The sequence below is a fragment of the Tardiphaga sp. 285_C5_N1_2 genome (assembly GCF_052076065.1).
In the GTDB taxonomy this organism is placed as follows: domain Bacteria; phylum Pseudomonadota; class Alphaproteobacteria; order Rhizobiales; family Xanthobacteraceae; genus Tardiphaga; species Tardiphaga robiniae.
This window is the reverse complement of record NZ_CP197241.1, coordinates 2,341,085-2,353,191: the sequence shown is the minus strand read 5'-3', so window position 1 is coordinate 2,353,191 and position 12,107 is coordinate 2,341,085. Positions and strand designations below refer to the sequence as shown.

9 protein-coding genes are annotated in these 12,107 nt (G+C 61.6%); all 9 read left to right on the top strand.

Translation table 11 applies throughout. The features are described from left to right. The first annotated feature begins 213 nt into the window (after positions 1-213). Entirely contained in the window at positions 214-1,383 is a 1,170-nt protein-coding gene (gene lptF / locus AB7951_RS11270) for an LPS export ABC transporter permease LptF (RefSeq protein WP_089263952.1), read from the top strand. Next, entirely contained in the window at positions 1,380-2,477 is a 1,098-nt protein-coding gene (gene lptG / locus AB7951_RS11265; protein WP_093758303.1) for an LPS export ABC transporter permease LptG, read from the top strand. Before lptF ends, lptG begins: the two co-directional genes overlap by 4 nt. Positions 2,478-2,527: 50 nt before the next feature. After that, positions 2,528-4,969 carry an LPS-assembly protein LptD gene (locus AB7951_RS11260; protein WP_120292556.1) on the top strand — a complete coding sequence of 814 codons (2,442 nt, stop codon included), beginning with the start codon at positions 2,528-2,530 and terminating at the stop codon, positions 4,967-4,969. Positions 4,970-5,063: 94 nt separating this feature from the next. Next, positions 5,064-5,993: a SurA N-terminal domain-containing protein gene (locus AB7951_RS11255; protein ID WP_439062664.1), complete on the top strand. Its 930-nt coding sequence runs from the start codon at positions 5,064-5,066 to the stop codon at positions 5,991-5,993. A 42-nt stretch (positions 5,994-6,035) separates the two neighbouring features. Further along, positions 6,036-7,040, top strand: a complete 1,005-nt coding sequence (gene pdxA, locus AB7951_RS11250; RefSeq protein WP_441255777.1) for a 4-hydroxythreonine-4-phosphate dehydrogenase PdxA — start codon at positions 6,036-6,038, stop codon at positions 7,038-7,040. Continuing rightward, a complete protein-coding gene (gene rsmA / locus AB7951_RS11245) occupies positions 7,037-7,909 on the top strand; it encodes a 16S rRNA (adenine(1518)-N(6)/adenine(1519)-N(6))-dimethyltransferase RsmA (protein ID WP_089263949.1) in 873 nt (290 codons plus the stop codon). The genes pdxA and rsmA overlap by 4 nt, the downstream gene beginning before the upstream one ends. Before the next feature lie 246 nt (positions 7,910-8,155). Further along, the gene (locus AB7951_RS11240) at positions 8,156-9,469 is read left to right on the top strand and encodes a DUF308 domain-containing protein (RefSeq protein WP_120292359.1); all 1,314 of its coding nucleotides are present in this window, start codon (positions 8,156-8,158) and stop codon (positions 9,467-9,469) included. A 106-nt stretch (positions 9,470-9,575) separates the two neighbouring features. Continuing rightward, the gene (locus AB7951_RS11235; protein ID WP_120292357.1) at positions 9,576-10,634 is read left to right on the top strand and encodes an alcohol dehydrogenase; all 1,059 of its coding nucleotides are present in this window, start codon (positions 9,576-9,578) and stop codon (positions 10,632-10,634) included. A gap of 81 nt (positions 10,635-10,715) precedes the next feature. Then, positions 10,716-12,095 (top strand): caspase family protein, encoded by a 1,380-nt coding sequence (locus tag AB7951_RS11230; RefSeq protein WP_120292551.1) that lies wholly within the window; start codon positions 10,716-10,718, stop codon positions 12,093-12,095. Positions 12,096-12,107 lie beyond the last annotated feature (12 nt).

Below are 12,107 nucleotides of genomic sequence, written 5' to 3'. Positions count from 1 at the left end.
GTTGCGAAGCATTTCAGTGGCCCAAGGGACACATCAGGCACATAATTAACCATATCTTGAGCGAGCCATCCCCCGGCCATTTTGTTGACCAATCAAAGGGATGCTAAGTGAGATGATGGGCTAGTGAGGATCGCGGCATGCCCTCGGGGGTCCCCCTTGCGGGATTGGGCATGCGGGCGGCTTTAACGGCCGGAATGGGGATTGATCGGACCGATGGGGTCTATCGACAAGTATATTTTCCGCACGACGCTGGCGTCGTTTGCGGTGGTTCTGGTCAGCCTGACGGGCGTGATCTGGATCACGCAAGCGTTGCGCGGAATCGACCTGATGACGAGCCAGGGTCAGACCATTCTGACCTTCCTCGGCGTCACCAGCCTGGCGATTCCCGTTCTCGTTCTGATCATTGCTCCAATCGCCCTGATGATCGCGGTGTCCCACACCCTGACCAAGCTCGCGACCGACTCCGAAATCATCGTGATGAATGCCGCCGGCCTGTCGCCGCGACGGCTGTTTCGTCCCTTCCTGTTCGCGACAATGGTCGTATCACTGCTCGTGGCATTCATTGGCTCATATCTGGCACCGGATGGTATGCGCCGGCTGAAGCGCTGGGACGCCGAGATCACGGCCGACGTTCTGGCGAATATCCTGCAGCCAGGCCGCTTCGCTCAGCTCGATCAGAACCTGACTATCCGCGTCCGGGAGCGTCAGCCCGGCGGATTACTGGTCGGGATTTTTGTTGATGATCGTCGCGATCCCAAAGAGCGCGTCACCATCATTGCCGACCATGGCACGGTGCTGAAGAACAAGGATGGTTCGTTCCTGATTCTGGAAGATGGCAATCTGCAGCGTTTCGAGACGGGCAAGACCGACCCCGCCATGGTGGCGTTCGGCCGCTACGCTTTCGATATGTCGAAGTTCTCCAATCGCAGCCAGGACGTCACCTACGGAATTCGTGAACGATATCTCTGGGAATTGATGGTGCCGCCAGTGGATGACCCGCTTTACAAGCAGGTGCCGCGGCAGTTCAGCGCCGAGATGCACGACCGCTTGATGGCGCCGATCTATCCGCTGGCCTTTGCCGCCTTGACCTTTGCATTCCTGGGCTCGCCACGGACGACGCGGCAGAGCCGCAACTTCTCGATGGGCAGCGCAATTGCCGCGGTGTTCGGCCTGCGCATGGCGGGCTTTGCCTGCTCGGTCGTGGCAGCGAAATCGGACTTCGCCGCACCGCTTCAATATGCCCTGCTGGCGACAGCGATCGGCGTCAGCTTCTGGATCATCTCAGCCGGGATTGTGGTGGAGCCACCGGCGAAGCTGGTGGAAGCAATCAACAGATCCAACGAGCGGTTGTTGCGCCTCTTCCGACGGCCGGCCACCGCATGAACATGATCACCAACACCATCGGCAGATATTTCGCCGGTCGCTTCCTGGTGGCAGCCTTGGGCGTGTTCATCAGTATCTTCATGCTGCTGGTGCTGGTCGACTACATTGAGATGGTCAGGCGCACCTCCGGGCTGGCCTCGGCCTCCGCTCTGATGGTGGCGCAGACGTCGCTGTACCGGGTGCCCCAGTTGCTCGAGAAGATGATGCCGTTTTGCATCCTGATCGGCGCCATGACCTGTTATCTCGCGCTATCGCGGCGGCTCGAACTGGTGGTCGCCCGCGCCGCCGGCGTTTCGGCCTGGCAGTTTATTTCCCCTGCGCTGGCCAGCGCCCTCGTCCTGGGCGTGCTGGCGACCGTGGGCTACAATCCCCTGTCGGCCAACCTGCGCGAGGAATCGAAGCGGATGGAGGCCCAGATGTTCGGCGATGCGCCGGGCGGCGGCGTCCAGGACGCCTCCGGCTTCTGGATCAACCAGGTCAACCGCGAGGGCCAATCCATCATCAATGCCGCCCGCAGCGAGCAGCAGGGCGTCCGCCTGACCGGCCTGACCGTGTTCCGGTTCGACACCGAATCCCAGTTCAAGGAACGGATCGAAGCGCGCGAGGCATCGCTGGAGCCCGGCCGCTGGTTGTTCAAAGGGGTGCGACGCTACACCCTCGATTCGCCCGTGGTCGAGCAGGACAGCATGTACCTGGCCACGACCCTGACCCCGCTGCAGGTCAGAAATAGTTTTTCGACCCCCGAAACAGTGTCATTTTGGCAACTTCCTTCGTATATCAAATCCTCAGAGAGTTCGGGTTTCGCGACGGCGGGGTATCGCTTGCAGTATCATAAGCTTATCGCACAGCCGTTTTTGCTGGTTGCGATGGTGATGCTGGCTGCTTCCGTGAGCCTGAGGTTCTTTCGGATGGGCGGTGTCCAGAAGATGGTTTTGAGTGGCGTGGGCGCAGGCTTTCTGCTCTACGTCCTGTCGAAAGTTACGGAAGATTTGAGCAAGGCTGAGTTGATGCATCCGATTGCTGCGGCGTGGCTGCCTGTGTGTGTGGGCGGCCTCACCGGCTTTTTGGCCTTGTTGTACCAGGAGGACGGATAGTGGCTGTGTTTGCCGCCCTCCGTGAGCAGGCATTTGATTGGAAGCTGCGCATGACCACGCGCGGCGAGCGGTCTTGCACGTCTGGCGTACTGGCCCCGGTGCTCGCAACCGTTTTGGGTTTCGCGACTGCATTTGGCGTCGCGACGACAACGCCGGTGGCTGCCCAGAGTTTCACCTACAATCGCCCCGCCACCCGGCCGAAGCCGCCGCCTGCCGCCCAGACCGGGCAGATGCTGGTCCAGGCCACCGAGGTCAATTACGACTATAACAACTCGCGCGTCGCCGCAGTCGGCAGCGTGCAGATGTATTACAACGGCACCTCGGTCGAGGCCGACAAGGTCATCTACGACCAGAAGACCAAGCGCCTGCACGCCGAAGGCAATGTCCGCATGACGGACGCCGACGGCAAGATCACCTACGCCAACCTGCTCGATCTCAGCGACGACTACCGCGACGGTTTCGTGGATTCGCTGCGTGTCGATACCGCGGATGCGACCCGCATGGCCGCGACGCGCGCCGAGCGCACCGCCGGCAACTACACCGTGTTCCAGAACGGTGTCTACACGGCCTGCGCCGCCTGTAAGGAAGATCCGAAAAAGCCGCCGCTGTGGCAGGTCAAGGGTGCCCGCGTCATCCACGACCAGACCGAAAAGATGATGTATTTCGAGGACGCCCGGATCGAGTTCTTCGGCGTGCCCCTCGCCTATATCCCGTATTTTTCGACGCCCGATCCGACGGTGAAGCGCAAGACCGGCTTCCTGATGCCGGGCTTCACGCAGAACACCAATACAGGCTTCGGCGTTGAAACGCCGTTCTATTGGGCGATCGCGCCTGATTACGATGCAACCATCTCGCCACGCTACACCAGCAAGCAGGGCCTGTTGATGCAAGGCGAGTTCCGGCAGCGACTGATGGATGGCGCCTACCAGATCCGTGCCTATGGCATCAATCAGCAGGATCGCAGCGCCTTCGCCAACACGGTCGGCGACAAAGACTGGCGCGGCGGAGTCGAGTCCAAAGGCCAGTTCGCGCTGAACGACAAATGGGTCTGGGGCTGGGACGCGGTCGCACTCAGCGATTACAACTTCCTGCAGGACTATCGCTTGTCCATGTACAAGGATCCGTACGCCTCGTTCCTGAACCTGCAGACGGAAGCCGTTTCGCAACTCTATCTGACGGGCGTCGGCAAGCGTAGCTTCTTCGATGCACGCACGATCTACTATCTGAGCTTCTCCGGTAATCAGAGCCAGGTCCCGGTCATTCACCCGGTGATCGATTACAATAATGTGCTCAACCAGAACATTCTGGGCGGCGAGTTCAGTTACAAGTTCAACATGACCAGTCTGAGCCGTGATCAGGCCTCATTCACGCCGATCACATCCCTCGCCAATACCAACGGATTGTGCAATCTGACTTCCGCAGATCCGCTCGCGAGAACGCCAACCAATTGCCTGATGAACGGCATTCCTGGCACCTATACCCGCGTGACCGGTGAAGCTCAGTGGCGCCGTTCCTATACGGACTCGTTCGGCCAGATATTCACGCCGTTCGCGATCCTGCGCGTCGATGCGATCGATGCCTCGATCTCGAACCAGCCCGGCGTCTCCAACTTCCTGCCGACCGGCGACACGACCGCGCTGCGGGTAATGCCGACCGTGGGCCTCGAATATCGCTATCCGTTCATCAACGTTCAGCCGTGGGGCACCACGACACTCGAACCCATCGCTCAAGTGATCATTCGTCCGAACGAAACCTACGCCGGTAAGTTGCCGAACGAAGACGCGCAGAGCATGAGCTTCGATGCGAGCAATCTGTTCAGCGTCAACAAGTTCTCCGGTTATGACCGTGTCGAAGGCGGCGGTCGCGCCAATGTTGGCGTGCAGGCCACCACGCAGTTCGACCGTGGCGGCTCCGTCAAAGTCCTGTTCGGTCAGTCCTACCAACTGTTCGGCCTGAACTCGTTCGCAGTTGCAGATAGCACCAACACCGGTGTCGACTCCGGACTGGCTACCTCACGGTCAGACTATGTCGCCAGCCTCGCTTATTCGCCGAACCGGACCTACACGGTCAGCACGCGTGCGCGGATCGACGAGGCGACCGGTAACGTGTCGCGCTTTGAGGCGGAGGGTCGCGCAAGCTTCGACCGCTGGTCGGTCAGCCTGATGTATGGCAACTACGCACCGCAGGCGGAGTTGGGCTACCTCACCCGCCGCGAAGGCCTCCTCGGCACCGGCTCGATCAAACTGGCATCGAACTGGGTAGTCACCGGTGGCGCGCGCTGGGATCTCGAGGCCAACAAGATCAACCAGTACACGGTCGGCGCAGGCTATGTGGACGATTGTTTCGTGCTCGGCGTCAATTATGTCACGTCCTACAACTACGTGACTAACCTGAGCACGCCGCCCGTTCTGAGCCATTCATTCATGTTCCAGATTGGCCTGCGGACAATTGGCAATACCACGTCTGCGAGCGGAACCGGCGGCACTTACTAGTATCGGTCGTTTGTGCCGTGAAATCTCCGTTTTCCGTCGCGATGTATGCGAATTCTGCTTTCAAGAGAGCTTTGACACCGCGGTTTAGACAATGATGGGTACGATGATTTCCGGACGCGTTCTGCAAGCCACTTTGGCGACGGCAGTTACCCTTTTCATTTGCGCGGGATCGCCGGCTCGGGCCCAATCCGTCGCCGTTATGGTCAATGGCGAGCCCATCACCAATTTCGATATCGAGCAACGCACCAAGTTGAATGCACTGTCCGGCGCGAAGACGAACAGCCGCCAGGACGTGATCGAGGAGTTGATCAGCGAAAAGGTGAAGATCAAGGAAGGCAAGAAATACAGCGTCGATCCCGGTGCTTCGGAAGTCGATGGTGCATTTCAGAACATGAGCTCGCGCATGCGCCTCACGCCGGATCAGCTGGTGCAGTCGCTGGCGTCCAAAGGCATCCGCCCCGACACGTTGAAAAGCCGTTTGAAGGCCGACATGGTCTGGAACGCGATCGTCCGCGGGCGCTTCAAGCAGAGCCTGCAGGTCGGCGAAAAGGAAGTCGATGCAGCGGTTCAGGGAGCCGGCGGCGACGCGATGACCGAAGCGTTCGAATATCAGATGCGACCGGTTGTGCTGGTCGTGCCCCGCGGAGCGGCGTCCGGCATGATGGAAGCGCGACACAAGGAAGCCGAAGGGCTGCGCGAGCGTATCCAGAGCTGCGAAGACGCCAACCGTACCTTCAAGTCGATGCAGAATGCGACCATCCGCGATACCGTCGTCAAGACCTCTGCCGATCTGCCACCGTCGCTGCGAGAACTGCTCGACAAGACCCCGATCGGACGTCTCACGCCTCCGGAAGTGACCCGCCAGGGTGTCGAAATGGTCGCTCTATGCGCGCGCAAGCCGACCAAGGTCGATACCCCGAAGAAGCGAGAAGTCCGCGACAAGATGTTTGCCGACAAATTCGAAGCGAAGTCGAAATCCTACCTGCAGGAAGTGCGCAAAGCGGCGATGATCGAATATCGGTAGTTTCCGATCCGGCTTAGGCCGCGACTGGCTTAGGGCGGCACCATGACCAAACCTCTTGCGCTGACATTGGGCGAACCGGCCGGCATCGGCCCGGACATTGCCATCGCTGCCTGGCTGCGTCGGCACGAACTCGACCTGCCCCCGTTCTATCTGCTTGGTGACCGTGACTTCATGGCGGAACGTGCCAGGACGCTCGGCCTCGACGTCAGGCTGGCCGATGCAACGCCCGCCAGTGCCACTGAGACGTTTGCTGACGCGTTACCAGTGGTGTCGATCGGGCAGACGGTCACCGCGCGCCCCCGTCGTCCTGACGCTTCCAGCGCGCCTGCAGCCATCGCCTCGATCCGTCAGGCGGTCGTGGACGTGGAAGCCGGCCACGCCAGCGCCGTCGTCACCAACCCGATCGCCAAGAGTGTGCTCTATCGCGCAGGTTTCACTCACCCAGGTCACACCGAATTTCTCGCCGAGCTTGCCGCCCGCGACGGAAAGGTCCCGCTGCCGGTGATGCTGTTGTGGTCGCCGGAACTGGCCGTGGTGCCGGTCACGATCCATGTCTCGCTGCGCGATGTTATTGCCCAACTGAGCGGCCCGCTGATCACTGCCACCGCGCGCATCGTGGTCAACGACATGAAGACCCGTTTCGGCATCAAGCGGCCACGACTAGCCATTGCTGGCCTCAATCCGCATGCCGGCGAAGATGGTTCGATGGGCGACGAGGAGCAGGCCTTCATCATGCACGCGGTCACCGTATTGCAGAACGAAGGCATCGACGCACGCGGGCCTTTGCCCTCCGACACCATGTTCCATCCCGCGGCCCGCGCGACCTATGACTGCGCGATCTGCATGTATCACGATCAGGCCTTGATCCCGATCAAGACCATCGCCTTCGATGAGGGCGTCAACGTCACGCTCGGCCTTCCCTTCATCCGGACCTCGCCGGACCACGGCACGGCCTTCGATATTGCCGGCACCGGACGCGCCAATCCGTCGAGCCTGATCGCCGCGCTCAAACTCGCAGCTCGCATGGCCGCGACGCAATCCGCATGAGCGGGATCGACGATCTGCCGCCACTGCGTGACGTCATCAAACGTTTCGATCTGCAGGCGCGCAAATCGCTCGGCCAGAATTTTCTGCTCGATCTCAATCTCACCGCACGCATCGCCCGCGCCGCCGGCCCGCTGGAAGATTGCACGGTCATCGAAGTCGGCCCCGGCCCCGGCGGCCTCACCCGTGCATTACTGGCGACGGGCGCCAGGCGCGTCATCGCCGTCGAGCGTGACGAGCGCGCGCTCGGCCCGCTCAAGGAAATCGCCGCGCACTATCCTGGTCGGCTCGAGATCGTCATCGGCGACGCCCAGACCTTCGATCCGCGCCCGATGCTATCGGGCGAGCGCGCCAAGATCGTCGCCAACCTGCCCTATAATATCGGTACGCAGCTCCTGATCGACTGGCTGTGCACCGAGCCGTGGCCGCCCTGGTACGACATGATGGTGCTGATGTTCCAGCGCGAGGTCGCCGAACGCATCGTTGCGGTCGAAGATGACGAGGCCTATGGCCGGCTCGGCGTGCTGTCGAACTGGCGCGCCGACACCAAAATCCTGTTCGACATCTCGCCGGCCGCCTTCACGCCGCCCCCGAAGGTGACGTCATCGGTCGTGCGCCTCGTTCCCCGCGCGGAGCCAGAGGCCTGCGAACGACGCCTGCTGGAACAGGTGGCGGCCGCAGCCTTCAACCAACGCCGCAAGATGCTGCGGCAGAGCCTGAAGTCCCTCGGCGTCGATCCGGAGCGGCTCGCCGCAGCTGCCGATGTCGATGTTACCCGGCGTGCCGAGACGGTTCCGGTGTCAGGTTTTGTCGCAATGGCACGCGAATTATCAGAGATCAGAAAGACAAAGAGCATCACGCCGGCGCCCTGATGTCGCGCGCAGGACTGCAGATTGCCGCGCACCTGAAGCAGGCGCAAACGAACGCCACGAACATTGGTAGTCCGTGCGTCAGTCCCTGCATCGCAACGCCGGCGAAGACCGGGCCGATCAGCGCGCCTGCGCCCCACATCAGTCCCATCGTAGCATAGATGCCGACCAGAGCCGGCTCCTCGCATAAAAACATTAATCATCCGCTGGCTATATCTGGCCCTGGAAAACCGGGATCATGGGTAACCGATGATACGACTGCTGCTCCTCCTGCTGGGCGCGGAAGTGGTGCAACGGCGCTGGCGGTTGCTGCTCGCGATCGGCGTGCTGTGGGCTGCCTTGGGCCTCGCTATCGTGATCGACGCGTTCGATGGCAGCACGATCGTGCGCCCTCACTATTTCGGCTACCTGCTGCTGCTGGAAGGTATTGTCAGCCTGCTGGCTGCTCTGCTTGCCGTCACACGTCGGCCCTATCAGTTCGCCAAGGCCGTTATCCTGATCGTACCGGCCGTTATCATCATCGCGCAGCCGCGTCATTCCAACCTGTTGATCGCGATGCTGCTGGGCGGCGTGCTGCTACTCGACGGCAGCGCGCGCATCGTCAGCGCCTGGCTGGTGCGCTTCGAGAACTGGCGGATGGCAATCGGTGCTGGCGTGATCGAACTGACGCTGGCCGCCACCACGCTGGAACCATGGCCGACCTGGTACGAGGGCACGATCGGCTTCAACATCGGCGCGTTGCTGATCGTATCGGGACTGAGCACAATGTTGCTGGCTAATCGCTTGCGGCGATTGCCACCGGATGCACCGATCTCGATGCTGGTGGGCGGCGCGTTTCCGACCGCATTGTGGGTGCCCGCCACGCCGGATGATGCCGGCAAGGACGATCTCGTCGTGCATGTCTGGACACCCGCAGGGCCCGGCCGCAGCGCGCGGCGCCGACCGCTGGTGGACCGCTATATTGCGGCTGTCGACGCCAATGGTATCGTCTCCACCGGACATGCAGCACTTGAGCTCATGCCCAATGTCTATGTCAGCCATTATCCCGCCGTCGAAATCGATCGCGCACCGGATGAGTTCGGCCGCGTGCTGCGCGCGGGCGTCGAGAACGACCTGCCCGGCCGTTTCCAGCCGAGCTATGCCGAGGAAGCACAAGGATGGTGCGAGGCCACTGAACATGTCCGTTTCACGCGCATCGATCGCGTTCGCGTCCGCCACTTCTGGCGCACCTACCGCGTTGATACGACCTACAACCTCACCAGCCGCAACTGCTCGACCGCCGTGGCACACGCGCTCGATGCAGCACTCGAAGGCGTACTCGGACGCACCGAGCGACCGTGGCGCGCATTTTTCCGGGCCGCGGTCACGCCCGAATTATGGGTCGCGGGCGTCTTGCGGCAGCGCGCCGAAGCAATGGCCTGGACACCCGGATTGGTCCTCGACTATGCGCGGCTGCTTCAGGTGTTGGTCGAACCCACGCCGGAACAGATCTCCCCGGACTGGTCGCGCCTCAGACGGCTCAGTATCCGCCGAGCAGCACGGGCCCGCACGCGCACGGCATGACCTTCCGCACGTGTGGCGCAGGTGCGAACCTGGCGCTCTTGGGCACCCTTGAACTCGCCCCCATCCTGTGATTGCTAGGATGCAACGAAGTCTAGGGAAAACAAAAATGGCTCTTTTGAAACGCCAGTCGCTGGTGAAATTCGACGCTCCGCTCTGCGAAACCATCGTCGACACACCGAAGCCGCAGGGCAAGGAAGTGCTGGTCCGCATCGAGTGCTGCGGACTCTGTCATTCCGACCTGCACATCCAGGACGGCTATGCGGATCTCGGCGGCGGCAAGAAGCTCGACACCACGCGCGGCATGACGCTTCCCTTCACCCTCGGCCACGAGATCGCCGGCATCGTCGATGAAGTCGGCCCCGATGGCGATCAATCGCTCATCGGCAAAAAGAAGGCCGTCTTCCCGTGGATCGGCTGCGGCAAATGCCGCGACTGCCTGGCAGGCGATGAGAACCTCTGCGCCAAGAACCGCTTCCTCGGCGTGTCGCTCGACGGCGGTTTCGCAACGCATGTCCTCGTGCCGGACGAGAAGTATCTGCTCGATTACGATCCGCTACCGATCAACATGGCGGCGACGCTGATGTGCTCGGGCATCACCGCTTACGGCGCACTCAAACGTCTCGTCGATCGTCCGCGGCAACGCAACCTGCTGCTGGTCGGTCTCGGCGGCGTCGGCATGGCGGGCGTCGCATTGGCGCAGGCGATGTTCAAGCAGCCGATCTCGGTGGCCGACCTCAACCCCGCCGCACGCGAAGCCGCGCTGAAGAACGGTGCTGCCTTCGCTTACGATCCGGCTGAGCCGGACGTCGCCAGGCGGATGGTCAAGGAGAACGATGGCGGCTTCGATGGCGTGGTCGACTTTGCTGGTAATGACAAGTCCATGAACTTTGCGGTGGCCACGGTGGCGCGGGGTGGCAAGATCGTGGTGTCCGGCCTGATGGGTGGCGAATTCAGCCTGCCCATGGTGCAATGGATCTATAAGCGCATGACCATCGAGGGCTTCATGGTTGGCACGCTTGAGGAAGCCAAAGAGCTGATGGCGCTGGCCCGCGCAGGCAAGCTCAAGCCGACGCCGATGAAGGCGGAGCCGATGGACGATGCCCAGAAGTGGATCGATGAACTGCGCGCCGGGAAGGTCGTCGGCCGGATCATGCTGACCAACTGAATTAGACTGCACTCAGGCTCTGGCCCGGATTGCGCTTCATGCGATCCGGGCTAGGATATGTCCCATTGCAGGATGGGATTCATGGACCATTTCGTCCAACCGGTCAGGTCGCTTGCGCGAATTGCCGCGCTGATAGCCCTGACTTTGCTGCTCTCGGTCAGCGCTGCATTGGCCGAGAAGCGCATTGCGCTTGTGGTCGGCAACTCCGGCTACCAGAACATCACCCGCCTCGATAACCCGAAGAACGACGCGAAGCTGATGGCAGAGACGCTGAGCGGTCTCGGCTTCACGTTGATCGGCGGCACTGCGCAATTGGACCTGGACAAAAGCGCACTTGATCTCGCCGTGCAGAATTTCGGCCGGCAGGTTCAGGGCGCTGACGTCGCCCTGTTCTATTACGCGGGCCACGGCGTGCAGGTCAGCGGCTCCAATTACCTCGTGCCGGTGAACGCCAATCCGACCCGCGAGGCGGATGTCGATTTCCAGATGGTCGATATCAATCTGGTGCTGCGGCAGATGCAGGGCTCCGGCACGCGGCTCAACATGGTTATCCTGGACGCATGCCGGAACAATCCGTTCGGGTCGCGTGGCCTGCGCGCCTCGGAAGGCGGCCTTGCCCAGATGCGCGCACCGGAAGGCACCCTGATCTCCTATGCGACCCAGCCCGGCAGCGTGGCGCAGGACGGCAGCGATGGTAACAGCCCCTATACCAAGGCATTGGCGAGTACCGTGCGTCAGGCTGGGCTTGATATTTTCCAGACCTTCAATCAGGTCGGCCTTGCCGTGAAGCGCGCCACCGGCGGCTCGCAACAGCCTTGGGTGTCGTCATCGCCGATCGATGGCACATTCTACTTCGTGGCACCAACCGCCACCGTGCCGCTCGTCGTGCCGCAGAAGGCCGTGCAGGAAGCACGCCTGCCCGATGCGCCACGGATCGACTTCGACAAATTGCCGATCACCGATCCAATCAAGCTTACGGAAATCAGCGATCGGCTTTATGAGCTGAATTTCGATCCCGAACCGCTGAACAGCAAGAATGGAATCGCGGTTGCGATCCGCGATTTCCAGGTCAAGGGCGGCATGCCACCAACGGGAGAAGCGACCGAGGGCCTGCTGCAGCGTTTGCGCAGCGCGAGCGACCAGAAACAATGGGGCTCGATCGTTTATGACATCAAGAACAAGAAATGGGGCATGTCGTGGGATCAACCGTCCCGCAAGTCAGCCGTGACCAAGGCACGCGCCCAATGCGGCACGGCTCCCTGCCCGCTCGAACTGTCGTTTTACGGAGCGAATTGCGGCGCCTTCGCAGCTCTCGGCGGCAACTGGTCGCTTGTCGCGCGGCCCACGCTTGCACAGGCGCGCGATGCGGCCATCGATCAATGCACCAAAACAGGAAAATCATGTCCGATTGTCGGCGCCATCTGCGCCAACGCCACGATGGGGCCTGACGCGAAATTGTAAGTTCGATCTTTT